Origin of the sequence: Pontibacillus sp. HN14, assembly GCF_021129245.1 — a bacterium.
GTDB lineage: Bacteria > Bacillota > Bacilli > Bacillales > BH030062 > Pontibacillus.
The window spans coordinates 215,642-241,060 of record NZ_JAJOLR010000003.1; the positions used below are offsets into that span (position 1 = coordinate 215,642).

25 protein-coding genes and 1 riboswitch are annotated in these 25,419 nt (G+C 45.6%); of the genes, 7 read left to right on the plus strand and 18 right to left on the minus strand.

Going from position 1 to position 25,419, the window contains the following annotated elements:
• Positions 1-526: 526 nt before the first annotated feature.
• The 18 genes from LQ226_RS12270 to LQ226_RS12355 form a co-directional block, all read right to left on the minus strand.
• Positions 527-1,810, minus strand: coding sequence for a GntP family permease (locus LQ226_RS12270; RefSeq protein ID WP_231418201.1), 1,284 nt, complete (start codon positions 1,808-1,810; stop codon positions 527-529).
• Between the two features lie 41 nt (positions 1,811-1,851).
• Complete coding sequence (locus LQ226_RS12275; RefSeq protein WP_231418202.1) at positions 1,852-3,027, minus strand: thiolase family protein; 1,176 nt, start codon at positions 3,025-3,027, stop codon at positions 1,852-1,854.
• Between the two features lie 18 nt (positions 3,028-3,045).
• On the minus strand, positions 3,046-3,822 hold the full coding sequence (locus LQ226_RS12280; protein WP_231418203.1) for a 3-hydroxybutyrate dehydrogenase: 777 nt from the start codon (positions 3,820-3,822) through the stop codon (positions 3,046-3,048).
• Between the two features lie 18 nt (positions 3,823-3,840).
• Complete coding sequence (locus LQ226_RS12285; protein WP_231418204.1) at positions 3,841-4,515, minus strand: 3-oxoacid CoA-transferase subunit B; 675 nt, start codon at positions 4,513-4,515, stop codon at positions 3,841-3,843.
• Positions 4,516-4,527: 12 nt separating this feature from the next.
• Positions 4,528-5,223 (minus strand): CoA transferase subunit A, encoded by a 696-nt coding sequence (locus tag LQ226_RS12290; protein WP_231418205.1) that lies wholly within the window; start codon positions 5,221-5,223, stop codon positions 4,528-4,530.
• A 216-nt stretch (positions 5,224-5,439) separates the two neighbouring features.
• A complete protein-coding gene (locus LQ226_RS12295) occupies positions 5,440-6,804 on the minus strand; it encodes a sigma-54 interaction domain-containing protein (RefSeq protein ID WP_231418206.1) in 1,365 nt (454 codons plus the stop codon).
• Between the two features lie 104 nt (positions 6,805-6,908).
• Positions 6,909-7,061 (minus strand): hypothetical protein, encoded by a 153-nt coding sequence (locus tag LQ226_RS12300; RefSeq protein ID WP_231418207.1) that lies wholly within the window; start codon positions 7,059-7,061, stop codon positions 6,909-6,911.
• A gap of 128 nt (positions 7,062-7,189) precedes the next feature.
• A complete protein-coding gene (locus LQ226_RS12305) occupies positions 7,190-7,966 on the minus strand; it encodes a hypothetical protein (protein ID WP_231418208.1) in 777 nt (258 codons plus the stop codon).
• Between the two features lie 402 nt (positions 7,967-8,368).
• Positions 8,369-8,752 carry a DUF5412 family protein gene (locus LQ226_RS12310; RefSeq protein WP_231418209.1) on the minus strand — a complete coding sequence of 128 codons (384 nt, stop codon included), beginning with the start codon at positions 8,750-8,752 and terminating at the stop codon, positions 8,369-8,371.
• Between the two features lie 626 nt (positions 8,753-9,378).
• Positions 9,379-10,341 carry a GGDEF domain-containing protein gene (locus LQ226_RS12315; RefSeq protein ID WP_231418210.1) on the minus strand — a complete coding sequence of 321 codons (963 nt, stop codon included), beginning with the start codon at positions 10,339-10,341 and terminating at the stop codon, positions 9,379-9,381.
• Between the two features lie 119 nt (positions 10,342-10,460).
• Entirely contained in the window at positions 10,461-10,997 is a 537-nt protein-coding gene (locus LQ226_RS12320; protein WP_231418211.1) for a hypothetical protein, read from the minus strand.
• Positions 10,998-11,142: 145 nt separating this feature from the next.
• Positions 11,143-11,601 carry a nucleoside deaminase gene (locus LQ226_RS12325; protein WP_231418212.1) on the minus strand — a complete coding sequence of 153 codons (459 nt, stop codon included), beginning with the start codon at positions 11,599-11,601 and terminating at the stop codon, positions 11,143-11,145.
• A gap of 194 nt (positions 11,602-11,795) precedes the next feature.
• Positions 11,796-13,127 carry a Na+/H+ antiporter family protein gene (locus tag LQ226_RS12330; RefSeq protein ID WP_284526890.1) on the minus strand — a complete coding sequence of 444 codons (1,332 nt, stop codon included), beginning with the start codon at positions 13,125-13,127 and terminating at the stop codon, positions 11,796-11,798.
• A gap of 15 nt (positions 13,128-13,142) precedes the next feature.
• A complete protein-coding gene (gene hutH, locus LQ226_RS12335) occupies positions 13,143-14,663 on the minus strand; it encodes a histidine ammonia-lyase (RefSeq protein ID WP_231418213.1) in 1,521 nt (506 codons plus the stop codon).
• 717 nt (positions 14,664-15,380) lie between these two features.
• A complete protein-coding gene (gene hutP / locus LQ226_RS12340; RefSeq protein WP_231418214.1) occupies positions 15,381-15,821 on the minus strand; it encodes a histidine utilization transcription antiterminator HutP in 441 nt (146 codons plus the stop codon).
• A gap of 141 nt (positions 15,822-15,962) precedes the next feature.
• Positions 15,963-16,835: a DMT family transporter gene (locus LQ226_RS12345; RefSeq protein WP_231418215.1), complete on the minus strand. Its 873-nt coding sequence runs from the start codon at positions 16,833-16,835 to the stop codon at positions 15,963-15,965.
• 289 nt (positions 16,836-17,124) lie between these two features.
• Complete coding sequence (locus tag LQ226_RS12350) at positions 17,125-18,168, minus strand: Gfo/Idh/MocA family protein (RefSeq protein ID WP_231418216.1); 1,044 nt, start codon at positions 18,166-18,168, stop codon at positions 17,125-17,127.
• Between the two features lie 13 nt (positions 18,169-18,181).
• Positions 18,182-19,162: a Gfo/Idh/MocA family protein gene (locus LQ226_RS12355; RefSeq protein ID WP_231418217.1), complete on the minus strand. Its 981-nt coding sequence runs from the start codon at positions 19,160-19,162 to the stop codon at positions 18,182-18,184.
• A gap of 533 nt (positions 19,163-19,695) precedes the next feature.
• Positions 19,696-19,804, plus strand: a riboswitch (TPP riboswitch).
• A gap of 115 nt (positions 19,805-19,919) precedes the next feature.
• Here LQ226_RS12355 and LQ226_RS12360 point away from each other — a divergent pair.
• The 7 genes from LQ226_RS12360 to LQ226_RS12390 all read left to right on the plus strand — a co-directional run bounded on the left by LQ226_RS12360 (position 19,920) and on the right by LQ226_RS12390 (position 25,227).
• Positions 19,920-20,909, plus strand: a complete 990-nt coding sequence (locus tag LQ226_RS12360) for an ABC transporter substrate-binding protein (protein ID WP_231418218.1) — start codon at positions 19,920-19,922, stop codon at positions 20,907-20,909.
• A gap of 5 nt (positions 20,910-20,914) precedes the next feature.
• Positions 20,915-21,208: a thiamine-binding protein gene (locus LQ226_RS12365; RefSeq protein WP_231418219.1), complete on the plus strand. Its 294-nt coding sequence runs from the start codon at positions 20,915-20,917 to the stop codon at positions 21,206-21,208.
• Positions 21,205-21,975, plus strand: a complete 771-nt coding sequence (locus LQ226_RS12370; protein ID WP_231418220.1) for an ABC transporter permease — start codon at positions 21,205-21,207, stop codon at positions 21,973-21,975. Before LQ226_RS12365 ends, LQ226_RS12370 begins: the two co-directional genes overlap by 4 nt.
• Positions 21,968-22,708 carry an ABC transporter ATP-binding protein gene (locus LQ226_RS12375; protein WP_231418221.1) on the plus strand — a complete coding sequence of 247 codons (741 nt, stop codon included), beginning with the start codon at positions 21,968-21,970 and terminating at the stop codon, positions 22,706-22,708. Before LQ226_RS12370 ends, LQ226_RS12375 begins: the two co-directional genes overlap by 8 nt.
• A gap of 216 nt (positions 22,709-22,924) precedes the next feature.
• Entirely contained in the window at positions 22,925-23,473 is a 549-nt protein-coding gene (locus tag LQ226_RS12380) for an NAD(P)H-dependent oxidoreductase (protein ID WP_231418222.1), read from the plus strand.
• Positions 23,474-23,545: 72 nt separating this feature from the next.
• On the plus strand, positions 23,546-24,331 hold the full coding sequence (locus LQ226_RS12385) for an SDR family oxidoreductase (RefSeq protein WP_231418223.1): 786 nt from the start codon (positions 23,546-23,548) through the stop codon (positions 24,329-24,331).
• A 248-nt stretch (positions 24,332-24,579) separates the two neighbouring features.
• Positions 24,580-25,227, plus strand: coding sequence for a peroxiredoxin-like family protein (locus LQ226_RS12390; protein WP_231418224.1), 648 nt, complete (start codon positions 24,580-24,582; stop codon positions 25,225-25,227).
• Positions 25,228-25,419: the final 192 nt, after the last annotated feature.

The window sequence follows — 25,419 nt, forward strand, 5'->3', positions numbered from 1 at the left end:
TCTGAAGTTGGACAACTTCCTCGGACAAACATCTAATCCCCTGTAAATTCCACATTCGCATAGGAAAAAACAAAAGCAGCTGCTTGCGGCTTGGGGCTTGAGCCGGATTCCCGTATTCTTGAGCCCCTCTAGTTTAACTTGAGCCGAGAAACCTCGACTTGAGCCAGTGATCCCTAACTTGAGCTCCTATTTCGAACGCTCGAGCCAAAATCCGCTGATCTTGAGCCTGTCAGTACGCTCTTGAGCCACTCCCCCTCAACTTGAGCCACCCCGCCCCAGCACGCTAAAGCACGAAAGGGTGTCAGACACCCGTCATCACGCTAAAGCACTAAACCGTGTCTGACACCCACCACCACACTAAAGCACCAAACCATGTCTGACACCCACCATCACGCTAAAGCACCAAACCGTGCCTGACACCCTGCACCTCGCTAAAGCGCCAAACCGCGCCTGACACCCGTCACCACACTAAAGCACTAAAAAAGGACACTCCCAAGAGGAGTGTCCTTTCCATCATTTCATTCTTTTAAAGGATGCCGATCGCTGCTAGTGCGATGACGGCTGCGACAGATAGTACCGGAATTAATACAGCTACAACGAAGATATCTTTGTAGCTGTCTTTGTGCGTCATTCCTGTGATGGCGAATAACGTTAAGACCGCTCCGTTGTGCGGCAGTGCGTCTAGTCCTCCTGAGGATAGGGATGCGATCCTGTGGAAGGCTTCTGGACTTACGCCTGTATTCATGGCAATTTCGTAATACTTATCGCCAAGCGCTTCTAGAGCAATTCCCATACCACCTGAGGCGGAACCGGTTGCACCAGCAAGGATGTTTACTGAAATGGCTTCAGAGATCAGCGGGTGACCTTTGACGCCCATTAACAGCTCTGTTAACCGTTCGAAACCAGGAACGGCTTTAACAACTGTACCAAAACCAACCGCGGCACTTGTATTGATAATGGCAATAACCGAGCCGCTTGCACCGGCGTTAATCGCGCCGACAAATCGTTTAAATTTCGCTACGTTAATAATCATAATGACTAAAATACCAATAATTAAAGCAACAATGACATCAAGTTCAAATACATTCAGCGTGATTAGAACCGTTAGTAACGGAAGGAACGAAAGAATCCAGTGAGGCGTGTCTACCTCTTCCTCTGCGTTCTTTTCCTCTTTTGGTTCTGTAAAGACCTCGCCTTTTTCCGTCAGCTTCTTCTCCTGTCTGCGCAAGTAGAAGTAACCACCGCCAGCCATAATAATCGCTGCAATAATACCCATTACAGGGGCAGCCATGGCATCTGTATCATAGTAATCCATCGGAATCAGGTTTTGAATCTGCGGTGAACCAGGCAGTGCGGTCATCGTAAAGGTGAACGCTCCTAAGGCCACCGTTGCCGGTATTAACTTCCGGCTAATGTTCGCTTCGCGGAATAAGGAAATCGCTAATGGATATACCGCAAAGACCACTACAAACAAACTTACGCCGCCATACGTTAATACAGCCGCCGAGGCTAACACACCAAGAATCGCACGCTGTGATCCGATCACTTTAGTCATCGCAACCGCTACAGAACGTGCCATACCTGTGTCTTCCATCAATTTACCGAAAATTGCACCTAACATAAAGACCGGGAACCAGTCCTTCGCGAACGCGACGAACCCGCCCATATATGTATCTTTATAAGCATCAAGGACATCAAGTCCTCCCGTTATTGCTACAACACCTGCCGCAATGGGTGCCACCCATAGGATTGACCATCCTATGTAGGCAAGCACCATTAATACGACAAGCCCTAAGAAAATCCCAAGCATACTTTATCCTCCAATATCGATCAAAAAAGATCTTTCTCGTTTTATACTTCTACGATCATCGCGATGCCCTGGCCCCCACCAATGCATAGCGACGCGACTCCGTATCGCTCATTTCGTCGCTTCAGTTCTTTCATTAATGTATATAATACGCGCGTTCCACTTGCCCCGACCGGATGACCGAGTGCAATCGCGCCTCCATTGACATTCACCTTATCCCGGTTAAGGCCGAGCTCTTTCTCCACTGCAATGTACTGAGAAGCAAACGCCTCATTGACTTCAATCAGGCTCATGTCTTCTAAGCTTAAAGAAGCCTTCTCTAGCGCCATGCGGATTGCTGGTGCAGGACCAATGCCCATAATAGACGGATCAACGCCAGCGACTGCCCAGGAAACAATGCGTCCAAGAGGCTTCAGACCTTTTGACTCTACAAACGATTCACTTGCAAGCACAACGGCACCCGCTCCGTCGTTAATGCCACTTGCATTTCCGCCTGTGACAGATCCATCTTTCTTAAATGCAGGCTTCAGACCAGACAGTTTTTCAGCCGTTGTATCTTCACGAATATGCTCATCCGTATCCACAACCTGAGTTCCTTTTCTTGTCTTCACTTCAACCGGCACAATTTCTTCAGCAAATTTACCAGACTCACGTGCTGCGGCTGCACTTTGGTGACTACGTGCCGCATAAGCATCCTGCTCTTCACGGGAAATCTCATATTTATCCGCCAGATTCTCACCCGTTACGCCCATACCAGCACCGATATACTCATCTGTCAGAGCGGCCCAAAGCATATCATCAAGCTTCGGTGCTCCTAACTTCGTACCGAACCGACTCCCATGTAAAGCATAAGGCGCAAGACTCATACTGTCTACCCCACCTGCTAAAGCGGCTTGACCTTCACCAAGCTGGATCGATTGCGCGGCTGATACAACAGACTGCAGTCCAGACCCGCACAAACGATTGACCGCAAGAGCCGGACTCTCATATGGAATGCCCGATTGAAGCGCGATATGGCGCGCTAAATAAGGCGCGTTTTTCGCAGAATGAATCACATTTCCCATTACAGAGAAATCAAGATCCTCCGCCTGGATACCGCTTCGCTCAATCGCTCCCTTACTCGCTGTGACCCCAAGCTGCGTTGGATCAACATCCTTTAATACGCCTCCGAAACTACCAAAAGGCGTACGAGCTCCTTCTAAAATATATACGTTCTCCATTCTTTCCACTCCCATCGATTATTGTGCTGTATAACCGCCATCCATCACGACTGCCTGGCCCGTTACGCCTTTGGCTGCATCGCTTGCAAGAAACGCTGTATAATCCGCGATTTCTTCTACAGAGAGAAGACGCTTCTGTGGAACAAGCGGATAAATGACTTCTTCTAACACTTTCTCAAGAGATACGTCACGATTTTTCGCCAGATCCTCTAACTGCCCTCTAACAAGTGGTGTATCCACATATCCAGGACAAATTGCATTGACCGTAATCCCGTGTTCTGCCCCTTCTAGCGCGGATACTTTCGTTAGTCCGATGACTCCGTGCTTCGAGCTGTTGTAAGCTGACTTACCGGAGAAACCAATAAGACCGTTAATAGAAGCCATATTGATGATACGCCCCGATCCTTGCTTTTTCATAATCGGGAACACGTGCTTAATCGCCATAAACGGCGCCGTTAGCATGACTTTTACCATGAACTCAAACTTCTCAGTCGGAAACTCTTCGATGGCAGACACATGCTGAAGACCTGCATTGTTAATGAGCACATCGAGTCGCCCGTAACGCTCAACCGTCGAGTCAATTGCTGATTGCAACTCTTCTTCTTTCGTGACGTCACACTTAATCCCCATGCAGTCATAGCCTTTGTCTTTCAAATCACGCGCAACCTCTTCTACCTTCTCTTCATTAATATCGCTAAAGACAACCTTTGCCCCTTTACCTGCGAAATCAACGCCTATTTCATATCCAATGCCACTTGCAGAACCTGTAATGAATACAACTTTGTTTTCTACCATGATGGTGTTCCTCCTAGCCTAGTACGCTGTTTCTAATAGATTTTTACTTACTTTAAGCTCAGCTTCTGTAGATTCTTTGATCTCATCAACCGTCCAGCCTTCAGCAAGTTCTACAAGCTCTAATCCTTGATCGGTCACGTCAATAACCGCGCGCTCTGTAATAATGCGGTTCACAACGCCTTTACCTGTTAAAGGAAGACTGCAAGATTTTAATATTTTAGGTTCGCCATGTTTGTTTACATGGTCCATGATGATGACAATTTTCTTCGCACCGTGTACGATATCCATCGCACCACCCATGCCTTTAATCATCTTGCCTGGGATCATCCAGTTTGCGAGATCTCCTGTTTCAGAGACTTCCATTCCTCCTAAAATCGCCAGATCCAAATGCTCACCGCGAATCATACCGAACGATTCTGCGCTATCGCAATATGCACTTCCAACAGCCGCTGTCACCGTTTCTTTACCAGCATTGATAAGATCTGGATCCACTTCATCCTCATATGGATAGCGACCAATTCCTAGAAGACCGTTCTCTGACTGAAGCACCATCTCTTTGTTCTCTGAAATGTAGTTGGCTACCATGGTCGGCATGCCAATCCCTAAGTTGACATAGAAACCGCTTTCAATTTCCTTCTCAGCTCGACGCGCAATCTTCTCACGCTGCGCTGCTTTGTCTAATTGTTTCGCCACAATAATTCCTCCTTATGCGTTCTGGTTTGTCGTTAAGCGTTCAATGCGTTTTTCCTGTTGCCCTTCAATCATTCCTTGTACATAAACTCCCGGAGTATGTACGTGGTCCGGATCAATGGCACCTGGTTCGACGAGCTTCTCCACTTCAGCAATCGTGACTTTCCCAGCAGCTGCCATCATCGGGTTAAAGTTACGAGCTGTTTTGTTGTACACAAGATTCCCCAAACGGTCCCCTTTCGCCGCGCGAACGAGACTGAAATCAGCCTTTAATGCGTGCTGAAGTAAGTACTCTTTCCCGTCAAAGGTGCGTACCTCTTGCCCTTCTGCGATCGGTGTACCGACACCAGCCGGGGTGTAGAATGCAGGAATTCCAGCACCACCTGCACGGATTCGTTCTGCAAGGGTTCCTTGAGGGACAAGCTCTACTTCTAGTTCCCCTTCAATTACCTGACGCTCAAATTCTTTATTCTCACCGACATAAGAGCCAATCATTTTATCAATTTGCTTATTCTGAAGCAATAAGCCCAGTCCCCAATCATCAACTCCGCAGTTATTCGAGATCACTGTCAGATGCTTTGCGCCAGACTCCACTAACGCCAAAATTAAATTCTCAGGAATTCCAACAAGGCCAAATCCACCTACCATAATCGTGTCATAATCTTTAATATCTTTTACTGCTTCTTGGAACGATGTATACATTTCTTTCATCACTTCCCACTCCCTTCACCCTTATATATGCAAAAATCATGCCAACTTTAGAAAGGTTGTCAGAATGGTTGTTGAGCGGACCTTTCTTCAGTACCTTTTCCATAATTTCAGAATACTTCGATAAAATAAGCGCGACAACTATGAAAACCCTTACATAACACAAAGAAAAAAGCCATTCCATTTTATCGGAATGACTTTCCAAAATACCGGAATGACCTAAAGGCCGTACTTCTTTACTTTTTCATAGAGAGAGGATTTACCAATCCCGAGCACCTCTGCTGCTTTTACTTTATCCCCCTCTGCAAACTGAATCGCATCTTTTATGGCCTGCTTCTCAGCTTCCTCCAGGCTTTCTTTTAACGTCTTCACCGCGGATTGGCTATCTGTATGGGATCGAATCGCCGCGGGAAGGTCTTCTAGTCCAATCAATTCTGACCGCGTCAAATGAACGGCTGATTCAATCGCATTCTCTAATTCACGAACATTCCCAGGCCATGCGTAGCGCTTAAAGGCTTCATACACGTCAGCATTAAAATCGACTACGCGCTTCCCTACCTTGTCAGTCACCTTTTGCAAAAGAGAGCGCGCCAACACGCCAATATCTTCTTTTCGTTCACGTAGGGCTGGGACGTGAAACTGAACGACATTAATTCGGTAAAATAAATCCTCACGGAAGCGCTGATCTTTTATCAACTGTTCGAGGGGCTGATGGGTTGAAGCAATTATGCGGACGTCGACCTTCTGCGGATGGGTGGCGCCAATCGCTTCGACTTCCCCTTCTTGTAAAACGCGCAAAATTTTCACCTGGGCATGGATCGGCATATCACCAATTTCATCCAAGAAAAGGGTCCCACCGTCTGCAAGTTGAAACTTACCAGGCTTGCCCCCTTTCTTGGCCCCTGTGAAGGCTCCTTCCTGGTAACCAAATAGTTCTGATTCAAGAAGGTCCTCAGGAATCGCTGCACAGTTCACTTTAACAAACGGCTGATTACTCCGTTCACTTAAATGATGAATGCTATGGGCAAACAATTCTTTCCCTGTCCCGCTTTCTCCCCTTAAAAGCACAGACACATCGCTCGGCGCCACTTGTTTAATCTTATCCTTCAACACATCCACTTCTTGCGACCTACTGATAATGTGGTGCAGCGCATACGTCGCGCCTGTTTGCTCCCTGCGTTTCGATCTATATGCCTTCAGTTCAAGAAGGAGATCCCGGATATGACTGTTCATCTGGAGCCACTCTTCTGTATCCCGGAACAGGACCATCCCGAATGCCCCAACGACCTCCCCCTCTGAACGAAGTGGAATTCGGTTGGCGATCATATAATTTCCTTTTATGTATTGAACATCCGCCATCTCTTCCTTCCCAGACTCTGCCACAAGGTGCATGCGCGTGTTCTCAATGACGTCAGTAACATGCTTGCCCGTGACCTCCTCCTTGTCAAGATTCAGGAAACGGCAATAGCTTTCATTCATATACGTCACATAACCCTCACGATCGACCACCACAATACAAAAATTCCCGTTCTCAAAAAACGTATCAAATACATCCTGCTTGTGATTATCCCCAATCAACTCCATCTGAACCCACTCCCCGACACTATGATAACGATTTCATGCCTTTTCTATTAGTTTATCACGCCAGAGGAAATCATGAATAGGCTCGTGATTTCGATTCTTCCGATTTATATCCACTGACTTACGAAAAGAAGAGCCCCCGGGATCCCCACAAACAACAGCACCCCACTCAAACACCCGATCACCGCGCAGCCATCGGCAAAGGATGTGAGGCAAGATGCGAACGGATTTTCCTTTTCTGATTCCTCACGTCGATCCATCCAACCCCTCCTATAGAATTTATAATACTAGAGTCCATCTCCTAAAAAAAGGAGAACCTATGAATAGCAAAAAAGCCATAACGAGGGTAACCCATTACAGCTTTCTTCAAGATCTCACGTCCCCACTTTCAGGACGAAATCTCAATCCCTGGACTTTTCATTAGATCATCCGCCACGATCGCGACTCCTTCTACTTTCGTGCCAGGCTCTAGTTTAGGTTGAACGGATGGATTGCCCGGATAGGTACTCCCATCATACTTCAGCCGTGCAAAGAAAGGTACAATCCCCCCTCCATACACATTCATCAAGATATCCCTATACCCATTGGTCTGTTGGTCACTAACAATGACCGGATTGTTGACGACACTGAATCTAGTGAGCAGAGCGTACTCCCCCTCTTTTTCTTTAAAGATCGCAGCACTGCAACCCCCGGTCCCACAGAGTGTGGGGCCTACCAGCAAGACGAATACTTCAGGCTTCCCATCATCATTCAAATCTACTTTATTATAATAGTACCTCACCTTATCTTCCGGACGAATTTGAAATTCTTTCTTCAGAGCTTCTTCAAACTTCATATTCTTCTCCTTCTCAGAAGAAAGGTATTGAAGCGAGGACAAATCAATCCCGTCTTTATTTACGAAAGATTCATAGGGAACCTGTTGGTCTCTGGCACCCTGCAGGCTACTGTCCATCCAGCAGGAGGCCACTTGCCATCTCCCCGCGCCCCATTTTAGAACGATGACATAATGCTCGCCCTGCCAGTAGTAAGCTCCTATGACCTCAGCGATGCCATCCCTATCTAGGTCTGTAGCACTGACTACAGGCTCTCCGTTAAAGGCGATAATTTCTGAGAAAGGTGGTAGAAAGGTACTTATTAGATTTACTAAATCTTTGCTTCCCCACATTAGCAATCCACTCCATCCAGGTGGTTTCCTATACTATATGGGGGATGATGGTGCTGTATGAGTTATGATTCATTATGTATTAGTGGGAGGGGCCGTTACGTTTGTGCGGTGGTTGGGGTGTCTGGGGAACGACTCGCTTTCCACGGGCGAGCTGTCGAGCCTCCTCAATCGCTACGCTCATTCCGGGGTCTCGTCGACCTCTTTCTCCCGTAGGAGTCTCCCCGTTCCCCAGACACCCCTTACAAAAGTAGAGAAACGGCCCACAGCGGGATGCTGAGTATAATACTGCCCATAAATTCCTTATGCTACATGTTTCGTTCTTCTTCCATATAAAAAAGTAGTTCAACCTATTAGAAGAGGCCCTTCCAATAATTGAACTACTTTCTAATGGTGTAAGGATGTTTATAGTGGAAATCCTCTAAAGTCATACGTATCTTCTATGACGTTCACGTCTACTTCTTCTCCCTCAGCGTTTGTGAAGGTGATGGTTTCTTCGCCTGTCCATTCAAGAGGAACTTCTTCCTCAATCCAGATTACGTTTCGAACGAAGGTGTCTCCTTCATACAAGGCTCCGATGTAGGTCCATTCTTTGTTGATCGGTGCTCCGCCTTTTTCTAAGATGCGGATGGTGTATTCGCCTTCTTTTGATTCGTATTCGGCTACTTGTTCTAGTTTGTCGATCGGCATTTCCTCAAACCCAAACGGTCCGCGGAACATGACCGCAAATGTATACAACCCCAAAAGGATTAAGGGGATTAGTACAAGGATGGTAATGTATTTCTTCAAAATTAGTCTCCTCCTACGCCAGTCTTTCCTTCTATATTTTATCATGTTTATTCCAGATGAAAAGTGACTTAAAGTTGGATTAGGTCCGTTGCTATAAAAGAGCTAGGGTTTGCTGGGGGCAACTCGCTTTCCTGCGGGGAGCCGGGAAGCCTCCTCATTCGCTGCGCTCATTCCGGGGTCTCCCCTAGACAGAAATGTGCAAGCGTGGTGCCTAGGACCGTACGGACAAGACAGCTTTTTGGAAAAGGCGATAAGCCTTTGGAAAAAAGATGACTTGTCTCGCTAGGTCCTCCACGCTGGAACTAGACTGGCTCCTACTGCCGCAGGAGTCTCACGATTTCCCGAACCACCTTGCCACATATAGATCAACGGAAACATGCCATATATGAGAAAACCTACATCATTCACCACGGGGCGTTTGTTAGACAATAGCCAGGGGGTGGCTGGGGAACGGGGAGACTCCTACGGGAGAAAGAGGTCGACGAGACCCCACAGAGAGCGATAGCGAACGAGGAGGCTCGACAGCTCGCCCGTGGAAAGCGAGTCGTTCCCCAGCCGCCCCATCCACTCATAAACGTAACGCCCCCAGACTCCAACAAAAAAGAGAGGCCAGGGCCTCTCTTTTATTATGTATGGGAATAGACTTGTGGTTTGGAGCGTTTGTGCTGGTACATGCGTTGGTCGGCTTCGATGAAGAGCTCCTCCATGTGACCTGGAGAGTGACCTCTAAAGGCGTAGCCCATAGATACGTGTAGTCGGGCGTTTCTATGTTGGTTGTTGTGGGTCGTGATTTTTTCTTCTATTCTATTAAAGATCGTTCCTACCTCTTCTTGTGTCGTTTCTGTTAGCAAAATCGTAAATTCATCACCACCGACTCTTGAGACGACTGCGTTTTCGGGGGTGGATTCGACGAAGAGGTCGGCTGCTTTTTGGATATAGGCATCGCCTTTTTTATGACCATAGCGATCGTTCATATCCTTTAACTTGTCTAAGTCACACAAAATCATCCCGACTGATGACTCGACTTCATGGTCGTATTTCTCCATCAAGCGGTCAAAGTAATCGCGATTAAAGAGTCCGGTTAAGGCGTCGTGGGTGCTTCGATATTCTAAGTTCTGTTGAAGTTGAACTTTCTCGTCGATGTTACGTAAAATTCCGTGGAGTTCAACTAAGTCACCGTCTTCGTTATAGACAGGGGAGGCGTATTCCTCAAACCACCGGTACTCTCCCCTACGATTTCGCCACCGTTGCACAAAAGGTTTGGAATAATCGATTTGATCGGTGATTTTTCTCTCTAAAATGTCCACATCATCAGGGTGTATCAATTTAAAAGGGAAAAACGGATCTTCTAATGACGCTTCTACAATGCCCTTCCCTAAGTAAGCGTCTAGAGCCGGGCTAATGTATATATGTTTTTGTTCTGGTTGAAATTGGACAATATAAATGATGTCTCTTGAGTTTTCTACAAGTTGGTAGATTTGCTTTTCTTTATCATTCTTTTCTTTCCAACGGTGTTTGACATAGGAGGTGTATACACTAAACAAGAAAAGTCCGACGGCGAGTCCTGCTACAAAATATAGTTTCTCCATCGTATAACCCCTAGCTTTTTGAATATCCTCTAATTTTACTATAAAAGGAAAGACTTTTGGCTCATTCGACAGAAAATTCTATTTTATTTTTACTCAATATCCCCTACTAAAGTAGCCTACTATTCGTTACGAATTGGAATATATGCCTCTATCTCTTCTTTTAGACGAGGTATGTCTTCTTGTCGAAGTTCCCTAAAAGGAATACGGGCAATGCGCGCATTTTCCTGATAAAACGACAAATGTTTGCGAGTCTCCACAACTCGTAATAGATGACGAAGGTCAACGACTTTCCGGCTCAAGACAGGACCACGGGTAATATAAAGCACTCCATTTTTAGAGCGGACAAAATCTTCACTGCTTTGACGATTCTGAGCGATCACAACACAAAATCCCATAATCGCTTGGGTTCCTGTAAGGAAAATATCCTCGTTGAAAAACAGAACAAAATAAACATGTAAAAAGCCATAGGTCCCCCATAACAGAACAGGAGAAGACCACCATTTCCCTTCTTTTGCAGGAAAACATACCACGTCCTGAGTAATCTCTTCATCAATAGCGTGTCTTTTTATCCTATCCCCTTTATCTAAATATGATTTTAGGAGAAAAGAAGATAGAATAGCTAAAACAATGGCCAGAATAAAAAGAATTCCTTCCAAGCTATCCCTCTTTCCGAATTATTCATGTAGAATAGTTTACCAGAATCCTATTAACATTTTAAGGAATAATTTACATTACATTGCTGGAGCTAATTCAAAAAAGCAGCCCGTCAGACGGACTGCTTCAGACGATCCATATAAGAATTTATGAGAAAGAATACCCTTCAAATACGTTTAGGCCTTCCTCATTTAACACGTTTCCTACCACTTCAGGCTGGTTCGGACTCTTAGCAAAGACTTCTTTACAGGAGATCATAATGTTATCTCCTGCGATCTCAGCTAGTTGATCGTGGCTTACGCTGTAGACAACTTTACCAAGATTCGCCCACACCATTCCTCCTGAACACATCACACAAGGCTCACAGCTTGTATAAAGAGTATATTCACTTAGGTCAAACAGGTTATGTTCTGAACAGAACTTGCGGATTAACCCGATCTCAGCGTGATGGGTTGGGTCACATAGAGAATTGATTTGATTCTCCCCAATCATCGCTATCTCATCATCTTTTACAAGAATCGCTCCAAAGGGCTCGTTCCCCTCTGCGCGGGCTTGCTTAGCCATTTCAATCGCTTTTCTCATAAATTGTTCATCTGTTTGTTTCATCTGTATTTCCTCCTCACTGATCCACCTTACACCATTAGGATGAGATTTACGAACCAGTTTCATACAAGAGGGGCGATGGCTATTACCATTCTTGAGCATCAGGTTTTAACACCTCGCCGCGGAAAGCGAGTGATTTCTCGAACCACCTTCCTCTACCTAACGGCAACGGAAACATCCCCCCCTCTATCCAACCTCTAAAACAACACAGCCGCTAGCACGCCAAAGATAAAGAGCGGGATGTTGTAGTGGAGGAAGGTGGGGACGCAGGTTTCCCAGATGTGATTATGGCGCCCGTCGGCATTCAGTCCTGATGTGGGGCCTAAGGTGCTGTCTGATGCTGGGGAGCCTGCGTCGCCCAGGGCTCCTGCTGTGCCAATTAGCGCTGCTGTTGCGACGGGTGAGAAACCGGTCGCTAGGCAAATGGGAACGTAAAGGGCTGCGATGACCGGGATGGTTCCGAATGAAGAGCCAATTCCCATCGTAATGACAAGCCCCACAAGTAACATAACCGTCGCAATAAGGGCGTGGTTCCCGTCGAGCCACCCATCGGTTCGTTCTACTAGTTCAGATACAGCACCTGTTTCTTTTAATATCGTTGCGTAACCTGAAGCAATTAGCATGACGAAGGCGATCATCCCCATCATTCCAATGCCTTCGTGAACAACCCGTTCTCCTTGAGAGAATTTCACCACCCTGGTTGCAAACATCACGATAATACCAGATAACGCTCCAATAACGAGAGAATCCGTCATAAGCTGCGTAACAAGTGCGACGAGAATGGCTAAGACGGTCATGGTATGGCCGAGATTCCACGTAACCTTCTCTTGTTCATAAAAGTCTTCAGGAATCCCTTCATCTTCAGGCTCAACGTGAAGTCCATCTTTTTTCTTACTCACACGGTCTTTACGATACGTGACGAAAACAGCAATGAGTAATCCTACAACCATGCCGAGTCCTGGAAGAAGCATCGCTTGAGTCACATCGCTAAGAGCAATCTCCATCCCGTTCGCTTTCATCTCATCCCTTATAATGCCCTGAAAGATTAATCCAAAGCCCGCCGGGATCATAATGTACGGAGCCTTCAATCCAAATGTAAGAGCAGCAGCAACCGCGCGACGATCCACTTTCAGTTTATTAAAGAGCGGCAAGAGCGGCGGGATCAGTATTGGAATAAACGCAATATGTACCGGGACTGCGTTTTGAGATAAACACGCAATACCCGCAATCACCAGGACGAGGATGATTTTTTGCTTTCCTATAATACGTAGCATATGCTGCACAAGAATGGTCGTAATACCTGAGAGGCCAATCATGACAGCGAAGATTCCGAGCAAAATATAGCTAAGGGCCGTGTTCGATTGACCGCCCATTCCTGAAACGATCACTTCAACGGCTTCTGTTACATTCAATCCGGAAACCAGTCCTGCTGTAATCGCAGCAATCAAAATAGCAAAAATAACATTTACCCTGACAAGACTTAGGACGACCATTATAAGCACACTTATTAGAACAGCATTTGTGAACACGAAATTCCCCCTTTATCAGTTTGTAATCGATTCGTTCTTTGTAAGTTCCCATTGAAACGCTGTACGCTCAAGCCATCCTGTTAGCGCGTCAATGTCACGGGCAAAGACACGGTCTTCTTCCATAGACGCGACGACGGTCCGCGCATTTTGATGTAGATCTTGAATAGCTTTTGACGCCTTATCCACTCCCCGGTACTCTAAAGCCTGAAGGGCACAGATCAACTCGATCGCAAGCACCTTCTGGGCGTTTAAGACAATCTGATACGCGTGCCGGGCTCCAATCGTGCCCATACTGACGTGGTCCTCCTGGTTTGCAGATGACGGTATGGAATCTACACTTGCCGGATGCGCGAGCGTTTTGTTCTCTGAAACAAGAGAAGCTGCGGTATATTGCAAAATCATAGCTCCTGATTGCAGTCCAGGATCAGGGCTTAAGAACCCAGGCAGGTCATTGAGCTGCGGATTGACTAGGCGCTCGACGCGACGTTCTGAAATGTTCGCAAGTTCGGCCACCGCAATCTTCATAAAGTCCATCGCAAGAGCAATCGGCTGCCCGTGGAAATTCCCACCTGAAACGACTGTTGCCCCGTCGTCTAAAATAAGGGGATTATCTGTCGCTGCATTCATTTCGATCTCAAGCTTTTCTTTTACATAGGATAAACTCTGCCTCGAAGCACCGTGCACCTGAGGGATGCAGCGAAGGGAATACGCATCCTGCACGCGCTTCTCCCCTTGTCTTGTGATTAGCTTGCTTCCTTTTGTAATCGTTCGGATCCGCTCGGCCACTTCCATTTGCTCCGGATACCCGCGGGCTTCATGAATGGCTGGGTGAAACGCATCGATAATGCCTTCAAGTGATTCTAACGTCATCGCAGCAATCCAGTCGCACTGCTCCATAAGCTGGTCCGCTTTCAAATAATTTAATACGCCCATCGCCGTCATCGCTTGTGTACCGTTTATAAGCGCCAATCCTTCTTTCGCCTTTAATTCAAGAGGGGCCATTCCTCGCCCATCATAGACTTCAGCCGTCGGTTTCGTCGCCTCTCCGTCATACACCTCTCCCTCACCGACAAGCACGAGAGCAAGGTGAGATAAAGGAGCAAGATCTCCAGACGCCCCAAGGGACCCTTGTGACGGAACGACAGGTATGATCTCTTCATTAACAAGGTCACGAAGCCGCTCCACAAGACAAGGACGAACGCCTGAAACCCCTTTCAATAAAGCGTTTAATCGTAAAACCACCATCGCTTTACTGACAAGCTTCGGGAAAGGTTCCCCAACCCCGCACGCGTGAGAGCGTATTAAATGGAGCTGCAGCTTATTCACATCTTTCTCATGAATCCTGACATCACTAAACTTTCCAAAGCCAGTGTTAATCCCGTAGACCGTCTTCCCCTCTCTCACAATACCTTCCACAACATCTCGACTCTTCTTAACATTCTCTAAACTCCGAGGCGCAATTACGATCTTCTCTTTGTCAAAAAGGATTCGTTTCATTTCTTTTAAAGTTAACGTAGATCCCGTTAATTCAATCACACTGATCAACTCCTATTAAAATTGTTTTGTTTAAGATCAGGGGTACTATTGAGCAGCCGAGGCTGAGACATTTTAGCATGAGTGGGTCTGTTCCCATGGGTGAGTGCTAGGGGTGTCTTTGGAACGACTCGCTTTCCGCAGGCGAGCTGTCGAGCCTCCTCGGGAAAAACACCCTGCGGGGTCTCGTCGACCTCTTTCTCCTGCAGGAGTCTCCCCGTTCCAAAGACACCCCTTGGCCTAATTTGACTGAACAGCCCCTTTGTTTGACTATGGCAAGCAGTCTTCAAAATGGCTTTTAGTAGGTTTTTGGCAAGTTTCCGTTTCCCCATATATAGCAAAGGTGGTTCGGGAAATCGCGAGACTCCTGCGGCAGTAGGAGCCAGTCTAGTTCCAGCGTGGAGGACCTAGCGAGACAAGTCATCTTTTTTCCAAAGGCTTATCGCCTTTTCCAAAAAGCAGCCTTGCCCGTACGGTCCTAGGCACCACGCTTGCACATTTCTATCTAGGGGAGACCCCACAGAGAGCGTAAGCGAACGAGGAGGCTTCCCAGCTCGCCGCGGAAAGCGAGTGATTTCCCGAACCACCTTACACCCCACCAAACTGACGGAAACTTCCTCTCAACTTCGCAAGAGATATTGAGCCAAAAAAAGGAGGCGACAATGGCATAGGAATACCATTGTCGCCTCCTCATAACTAATGACTATAGGCAACTCTTAATTATCCAATATGATTAATACCAAGACCAAAGGCCTCGTGCTCAAGCCCTTTTACAGGTGCTCCGATGGTGCCGTAAAACGCGACGGCGATCCATTCTCCTTCTTCTAACTCGACGTACGGGGAGCCTCTCACGATGGCGAACTTTAAACCAACGGTTCGCATCATATCCCCAGCACCGATCTGACCTCTCATGACGCCGTTTAATGCTTCTAAAATAGCATGGTAAAGGGCGTGGGTTTCTCTGTATACGTCATCTACTATAATATGATTTCGCTTCGCTGCTGTTTCCACGGCAGCGATAATTTTTTGCATATTCATGGATCCGGCTTTGCCTGTGCAATACTCGACGTCTTTTAACTGATCCGTGAACGGCTCTAATTCTTCATCTGTTAAGGATGATACTAACAGCGCTAACTTCCCTATCGGAATCTTTGGACTCATTGACTTCACCTAAATTCCACATAAACTGTACGAATGACTAGTAACTAACTTAAATTGTAAGCGTTTACTTAATATTCTGTCAATCTACATTTTAGCCTATGAGGATTTCCGTGCGTCTAGAACACTTCCCTAGCCCCCTTCCTAAGAAGATTGTTTCACGCTTAAAATGGTAATGGTGGCTAAGATTAGTCCCATTCCGGCATATTGCATTAGCGTTAACTCATTTCCAAGTAACGCAATACCGAACAAGGAAGCTGTTACAGGTTCCACCATAGCTATTATGGAAGCTGTAGAAGGAGCTGTTCGTTTGACCCCGCGGACATAAAGGATAAACGACAGACCAGCACCGATAATTCCTAAAATGATAAACATTCCAATATCATCTGAGCTTACGACGGAAACCGCTTCTCCGAAGTCTATACGGAGGGCAAGCACCAGAATAAAGAATAGGAAAGCAACCGTTAGTGTAGCTTGAGGACTACCTAATTTAGCGGCTTTCTTAAATCCAAATATAAATAAAGCGTAAGAGATCCCTGCACTTAAACCAGCGACGATCCCCATAAACGAAACAGAACTACCTGAGTTGTAAGCCCCTGTTAACAAGATTACCCCTACAAGAACGAAAGCAATGCTTGCCCATTTAAATAGGGAAGAGCGCTCAATGCCAAGTAAAAAGGAAACGAGTAACACAAAGATAGGTGCTGTATACATTAACGTTGCCGCAATCGGGATGCCGGTTGATTCTATCGCTAGAAAGTAAAACAGGAAGTTCCCTGCTACACCTATTCCAGCCACCGCTGCCCATGAGTAAAAGTAAGGATTTTTGTTCTTGATCTTAATGACTTTCCGTCTGATTAAGTACCAGAGTGCAAAGCAAATAAACCCTATAAACCCACGGTAAAAGGCAATAACCGCTGGATTCCAGCCTCTGTTCATCAAAATATCTCCAACGCCGCCTGTAATCCCCCATAAAACTGCAGAAGTCAGAATAAAAAGTATGCCAGTATAATTCATTGTGTCCCTCCTCTTGATTGTTCTTATTACAGACCTCTTCTAATAGATCGTGCTCAGATTACGGAGGATCTGCCTCGTCTATCGCTATAGTATCGGTCTTTTACTATTCATTCCATCTATACCAACTTTTCAAACTTCTTTCTTAAAACCTCAGAATATTAATCCTGTATAACCTTAAATATGTTATGTTAGTACATCAATTTTTGGGTACTTTGTAGGATACCTCTGCCCGAGTGCATGTGAGCATTGCGCATAAAAAAAGCGTTTGTGCCGAAGCACAAACGCTTTTTTACATCTCAACCGCTTTTCCAGTAGCTGCTGATTCGTATAAAGCTTCAATAATTCTTTGAACAAGCGTTCCTTGGTGGGTGTGTCCACTCGTTTTTTGACCCATAAGAATCGATTCAATAAAGTGGTGCACCATGTCTTTATGGGCATTGCCCTTATCCACATAGGGAGGCGTGAGATCCAGAAGGGTATCGTGTTTTTCCTGATACATCGTGAGCGGAAAAACATCCGCCCCTCCCTGGTCACCCATTACTTTTAGAACTCTCGCATCCTTATCAGCAATGTTCGCCGCGAAGGAGGATTCAAATAAAAGGGAAGCGCCGTTTTGGAACGCAATCATGCCCCGGGCCATGTCTTCGACGGAAAAGTTCTCATGATCCCATTCCCCTAAGAGACCTACACCAGGACGTTTCCCAATTTTATCGTACGTCACTCCAAGTACCGTTTTTGGTTCCGGATACCCCATCAAATACAAGGCTGAATCAAGCATATGGATGCCATTATCGATTAGCGTTCCACCACCTTGAAGCTCCTTGTTCGTAAAGACGCCCCAGCCTGGGATGCCTCGCCTTCTGTTCCATTTCGCTTCCGCTGCATAGATCTCTCCCATTTCCCCTTCATCTATGAAACGCTTCACTGTTTCGACTTCCGGACGAAAGCGAAAGTGGAATCCATACATAAGGTGCTTGCCTAATCGGCTTGCCGCTTCTTCCATCTTCTCTGCATCACTCGATGAGATCGCTGGTGGCTTCTCACATAACACGTGGCAACCTGATTCCATCGCGGCGATCGCCTGCTCCGCATGAAACGCGTTCGGGGTGCAAATGCTGACCGCATCTAAATCCATTTCACGAAGCATATCCTGATAATCTTCGTACGCATGGGAGATGGAGAACTCACGGGCACAGTCTTCAGCCTTTTCCTTATTGTGATTCGCCACGGCAACGACTTCTACTGCATCTCCGTAGTTTTGATAATTGGGAATATGAGCACTCCTTGCGATGCCTCCTGCGCCGATAATCCCAATTCTAAGTTTCCGATTCATATCGTTCGCCCCTTTATCCGTTATAGTAAGCTTGTACCATTTCATCCATCACTCGGTTCGTCCGAAGCGCAGAACGCCTGGTACTCGGTGATTCTCCTTCTCCTAACAGCTCATCGACAATCGTTTGAATCAGGTGCTGCTGAATCGGACTTGGGCGATCGATATGAAATTCCTCTGTTCCGAAACGATTGATTAATTTGATTGGCACTTCATCAAACGTTGAGAAAATAATTTCCCCTTTCGTCCCAACAATTCGGTTTCGATCTTCATTCTTATAGGAAGAAAAGTTCCACACACCAGTTCCCATAACCCCGCTTTCAAATCGGAACGTTCCACTTACACTATCTTCAGCAGGGTAAGAAGCTGCCAGATTGTCCGCATACCCTTTTACCTGTTCAATTGGTCCAAGAAGAAAGTCAAAGAGGTCAAGTGTATGAGAAGCGACGTCGTAAAATAAACCTCCACCGCTCACTTCAGGCCGAACCCTCCAAGGCCATTCTCCGTTTTCATCCTTTTCTAATTGCCTCTGGGTTTGTTCCATCGTCACAAAGCGCACATCCCCGATGGCACCTTCATCGAGCAGTTCTTTTACTTTAAGAAAACGAGGCAGACGGCGGCGATAATAGGCCACATATAAAGGCACATGATGTTCCTCACAAACATCGATCATCGCCTGGCATTCCTCTGTGTTCAGTGCCATTGGTTTTTCGACGTATACAGGCTTTCCCGCTTTCGCCACGAGGTCTGTATACTCCTTATGTGAACCTGGTGGCGTTGCTATGTACACCGCATCTACTTCAGAATCTGACACAAGATCATCTGCTTTGTCATACCACTTTGGCACGTTGTGTCGCTCTGCATAATCTTTCGCAAGCTCACCACTTCGTCTCATCACAGCCACGAGCGAACTGTTTTCCGCTAGTTGAAACCCTGGCCCGCTTTTCACTTCAGTCACATCGCCACAGCCAATGATCCCCCATCGAATCTCTTTCATATGTATGTTCCTCCTTCTTTTATAAAGCCCTTACAAAAAAAGTTACAAAATAATTTATTTCCCCAATTCCGACCAAGTGTAACCTATGAATGTAAAAAAGAGCAATCCCCTCAGCAAAGAGATTGCTCTTTGTCATTAATCTACGAAAACTTCCGCAAAGTGATTGTGAATTTGTCTCTTGTATTGCTCCACGTCCGTACCTTTTACTAGAGAAGAATCATACGGCTACAGGGCTATCTGTGACTTTTTAAAAGCACTTTGTTCCTAAAAGGTCACAGAGCCCACGTCTCTCTTACCTTTTCACCCTTTCAGCTGCGAAAAGGTCATAGATTCGACCTATCTGTTCCCTTTTGAAGTCATAAAGCAACGAAAATGTCACAGAGAGCGCTTCTCTCTTACTTTCCGAGCCCTTCTCCCCCGAAAAAGGGAACAGATCTCAGAATCTCTCCTCTACGAAAAGCCCTCTTGCAATTCCGAAACGAGTGTGGCAAAGTCTTAAGAGAAAGAGCGTTAATCATAATTTAATAGGAACACGTAACATGTAGGGGAACCAGTGTGACTGGTTGAGACGTCCTGTAGACAGACGGACCCTTAGAACCTGATCTGGTTGAGACCAGCGTAGGAAACATATCTAAACGTTTTTAATGATATGCACCCTAGGTATGGTACCTGGTGCTTTTTTTATTGGAAAATTTTCTACGATTCTCTAAAAGTCCCTTACCGTTTAACGCTCTCATTACAAAAGGGAGGAATCATTTTGAAGAAACTATGGATCTTGACGTGTCTAATCGTCCTCTTAACCGCTTGCTCAAGTACAAGTGGGGAAAATGGAGGCGAAAGGGAGTCTCTACAAGACGTGACACTTGTCCTCGATTGGACGCCAAACACGAACCACACCGGCCTATATGTAGCGAAAGAAAAAGGCTATTTCAAAGAACAAGGCTTGAATGTGGATATTATTATGCCAGGAGAGGCCGGAGCTGATCAGCTTGTCGCATCAGGGAAAGCAGACTTTGGCATTAGCGCACAGGAAGCTCTTACGAAAGCGCGCGTGCAGGACATCCCGGTCGTATCAATCGCAGCAATTATTCAGCACAATACATCAGGGTTCGCTTCTCCAGCGGAGAAAAATATTGAATCACCAAAAGATTTTGAAGGAAAGACATATGGCGGCTGGGGCGACCCAGTTGAGCAAGAAGTCATCTCTTCTCTAATGAAAGGAGAGAACGGGGATCCTGACAAAGTGGACATCGTGAACATGGGAAATACCGACTTCTTCACAGCCGTTGAGAGAGATGTTGATTTCGCATGGATCTACTACGGGTGGACAGGCGTTGAGGCCGAGCTCCGTGGTCAGGAATTAAACATGCTGTACTTAACTGATTACTCAGAGAAACTTGATTATTATACCCCCGTCCTCACAACGAACCAGAAACACATCGATGAAGATCCTGAGCTCGTTGAATCGTTCACGAAAGCCGTGTCCCAAGGCTATCAATTTGCGATCGACGAACCAGAGAAGTCAGCTAATATTTTAATAGACGCCGTACCAGACCTTGACAAAGAGCTCGTCAAAGCAAGTCAGAAATGGCTGTCACCGAAATACAAAGACGACGCGGAACAGTGGGGCGTACAAGATCAAGCCGTTTGGGAAAACTATACCGATTGGATGTACGAAAACGGGTTGCTCGACCAAGAACTGAAGGCAAGTGAAGCCTTTACGAACGAATTCTTACCAGAGGAGTGATGACAATGGCCAATTCATTAGTCAGTATTCAAATCATACCAAAGACACCAAACGGAGAACCAACCATTCCGATGGTGGACGAAGCGATTTCCATTATTCAAGAATCCGGAGTGAAGTACGAGGTCCATCCCCTTGAAACGACGATGGAGGGAGATCTATCCGAGCTGTTTCAGATCATCGAAAAGATGAATGCGCGCATGGTCGAACTAGGGTGCCTGAATGTGATCTCACAGGTTAAAGTGCTCTATCAGCCAAGTGGTGCTTCAATGGATGCGTTAACGGAGAAGTATTCCGAGTGAAACAAGCAGTCTTAAAAGGATGGCGGCCTGCACTGGTCATCATCCTTCTCTTTATTAGTTGGGAAGGCGCTAGTCGACTATTTGATATTCCAGAATGGCTCATCCCCTCCCCATTTCAAGTGTGGGAGGAAGGAATAGCCGGATGGTCGTTGTATAACCATCACCTCTACTCGACCATCTGGCTCACCGTGATTGGATTTCTGATCGGGTCCACGTTTGGCATCGTCGTGGCGATTCTTTTGCACGTCACCCCTGTGTTCCGAAACATGTTTTACCCGCTTATTATTTTCTCACAGAATATCCCGATCATCGTGCTCGCACCACTCCTTGTCATCTGGTTCGGATTCGGTATGTTGCCAAAACTGATCATTATCACACTCGTTTGCTTCTTCCCGATTGCCGTTTCAACGATGGACGGATTAAGACAGACGAGCACGGAATTGCTTCATTATATGAAAATGGCGGGCGCAACAAAACGCCAGACGTTTTGGAAATTAGAGTGGCCCCATGCGCTGCCTTCTTTATTCTCCGGGTTAAAGATCTCTGCTACATACAGTGTAATGGGCGCCGTCATTTCCGAGTGGTTAGGGGCGAAAGAAGGGATTGGCGTTTATATGACGCTCGCCTCTTCCTCATTCCGAACTGACCGAGTTTTCGTGGCGATCTTTTTAATTATGGTGTTGAGCCTCACTTTCTTTGCGCTGATCACACTCGTCGAGAAGCGAGTCATTGCCTGGAAAACGAAAGGAGTTGAGACAGATGGCTGAACTCACATTACAACACCTATCAAAGTCTTTTGACGGCCAACTCATTTTAAACGACGTGAACCTCCGGGTCGGAGATGAGGAATTCGTCTCCATCCTCGGCCCCTCCGGCAGCGGGAAAAGTACCCTCTTTAACCTGATCGGAGGCTTGTACCAACCTGAACAAGGCGAGATCACACTAGGTGGTAAAGACATTAAGGGCACAAGAGGATCGATTAGTTACATGCCACAAAGTCCTTCCCTTTTTCCGTGGCGGACGATTGTTGAGAACGTAATGCTCGGGAGTGAAATCGCAGGAAAGACAGACAAACGTGCTGCGCTCTCAATGCTTGACCGGGCAGGTTTATCAGGCTATGAGAACACTTATCCTCATCAGCTGTCTGGTGGAATGAAGCAACGAGCCGCTTTTGTCAGGAGTTTACTTAGCCCACAACCTTTGATCTGCTTAGATGAACCCTTCTCTGCACTCGATGAATTCACAAGGCTCGAGATGCAGAAATGGCTCCTTGATCTTTGGAGCGAGCATAAGCGGTCTGTTCTATTTGTGACGCATAACATTGAAGAGGCTCTGTTCCTATCTGACCGGGTTGTGGTGTTATCAGAACGACCGGCTACAGTACAAAGGGAATTTCAGGTTCCGTTTCCTCGGCCGAGGGAAGAGTCGCTTTTTTTATCAGAGGAGATGCTTCGGTGGAAGCGGGAGATTTATCAGGAATTGAAGGGAACAATACAGTGAAAAAAGCATTCCAACCATGTTGGAGTGCTTTTTTAGCATAGAACGATCGCTTATGAATTTTAGTAAGACATTCACCCATCCTCCTTCAGCGTTTGCTAAAAGAAATAACACTGATTCATCAAAAAATCGAAATGATTGCAATCCACATAAAGTGATGCTATTATTTTCAACAGTTCAATGGTTTTCGAACTATAAAACCACTTAGGAGGAATAATCATGGAAAACATCTTAGTCATCAATGGACATGAATATTGGTCATTTGCACCAGGAAGACTGAACAAAACGTTATTTGATGAAATCATAAGCCAATTGGAAGGCTCCTATAACATCAAGACCACTGTTGTACAGGAAGGATATGATGTGAAAGAAGAACAGGAAAAATTCAAATGGGCAGATACAATTATCTTCCAAACACCCATCAATTGGTTTAGCTTGCCAGGCGCCTTTAAATCATATATTGATGCCGTATATGAACCAGGTGTCTTCTTCGGAGGCGATGCTGAATATGGCCATAATGGAATGATTAATGGCAAGTATATGTTCTCGACAACATGGAACGCTCCAGAGTACGCTTTTAATGCCAAAGACAAATTCTTTAAAGGGCAGGATATTGAAGGTGCCCTTGATCACTTCCACAATATGAATAAATATGTCGGACTTGAGCCACTTAAGAGTTTCGGAGCTCATGACGTTATGAAGAACCCTGACATCGATAAATACCTCACAGAACTTCGCGCACATTTAAAAGAAGTATTCAACGTTTAATTTAATTACAATTATGGCAGATGGAAACGTTCCTAATAAACAAATCCTTATCTCTTATAGGAGGAAATCAGAATGAGCAAAACTGTTTTTATCACGGGCGCAGGCAGCGGCTTAGGTAAAGGTGCAGCCATTGGGTTAGCTAAACAAGGACATCGTGTAATCGCTTCTGTTGAAATTCTTTCCCAAATTACCAGCTTAAAAGAGGCCGCTTCACTAGAAGGTGTAGAGTTAGAAATCATCAAACTCAACATCAATAATAAGCGTGATCAGGAATTAATCCGTGAGTATGATTATGATATTTTCGTAGCCAATGCAGCGATTGGTGAAGGTGGTCCCGTCGCAGAGATCCCCGTTGATCGTGTACGGAATATCTTCGAGACGAATGTGTTTAGTACCTTGGAAAATGCTCAAATTGCAGCCAAAAAATTCGTAGAAAAGAAAGCAGGAAAAATCGTATTCCTTAGCTCTATTGCAGGTGCCGTTAGCATCCCTTACCTAGGGCCTTATGTAGCATCTAAGCATGCAGTTGAAGCGATAGCGAAGAATATGAAGGCTGAGCTTGAAGAGTTTAACGTCCAAGTCGCCACAATCAATCCTGGACCATACGAAACTGGTTTTAATGACCGAATGTTTGAAGAGAAGCAGAAATGGTATGATGAAGACAAAAACTTTACACCTCGCAAATCTATGGCTGGAACAGGAAAAATGTTAGAAAATCAATACCATCCTCAAGAAATGATCGATAAGATGGTAGAGGTAATCGCAGCTGACCACCATGCTTTCCGAACCGCATATCCACAAGATGCAGAAGATATGATTAAAGAAGCGGAAGCGCAGAATTGGGAAGCGAAAATATAAGTATAGCAGGACTACAGACTCCTATAATATGCTTTTTGCAATCAATAGTTCGATTGTTTTTGAATTATAGAACAATTGCGTCGGTCTTAAGCCACTGAAAAGTTTCGGAGTTCACGACGTTATGAAGAACCCTCATATCGACAACTATTTAACAGAACTTCGGGCATATTCGACGCTTCATTCATATTGCGATAGATTAAAGTAATTTTTTAAGAGATACCATTCAAAAGAAATCTTGAGGTGAGAGTATGTTAAAGGACGAACTACAAGCAGTTCGGGAGAAGTTCTTTTCAAAAGCTCCTGAGCACGTGACGAATAACGTAACACAAGCAACTAACGAGCTTATCGAGTCGGGAATAGCCTCTGGATTGGCGGAAGGTGACAAAGCCCCAGATTTCACATTGGAAAACGCCAGCGGGGAATTCGTTACTTTATATGATGAACTGAAGAAAGGCCCTGTTATTTTGAATTTCTACAGAGGAGGTTGGTGTCCTTACTGTAACCTTGAGTTGAGAGCTTATGAAGAAATTCTGAATGATATAAAAGCTGAGGGAGCTCAATTAATCGCCATCTCCCCTCAAACTCCTGACCAATCCTTGACTACACGTGAGAAGAACAACCTCTCATATGAAGTAGTAAGTGATCCAACACAAGAAGTTATCAAGCAGTACAACTTGTTGTTTGAATTACCCGACTACCTTGTCAAAACGTATAAAGAAGATTTCAATATCGACTTGAATCTCTACAATAACCAAGATAATCCTTGGAGATTGCCTGTTGCTGGAACGGTTGTCATCAATCAAGATGGAACCATCATCAAGTCGAGTGCAAATGTTGATTATATGTACCGGGCTGAACCAAGAGAAGTTCTAATGCATCTCAAAAGCTCGAAATAATAAGTATAACCAGAAAAAAGGTACACGATGTACCTTTTTTCTGGTTTTATATATGAATAGAAGGAGTATATTGATGAACAAGTTATTGCCCTAATCGAGTTCGAATCATGTGTCTGGAATCATATTCATAACTCGAATGGGTTACATTCGCTGGTACCTTAAAATGCAACCACTCCTATAATCGCAAATATT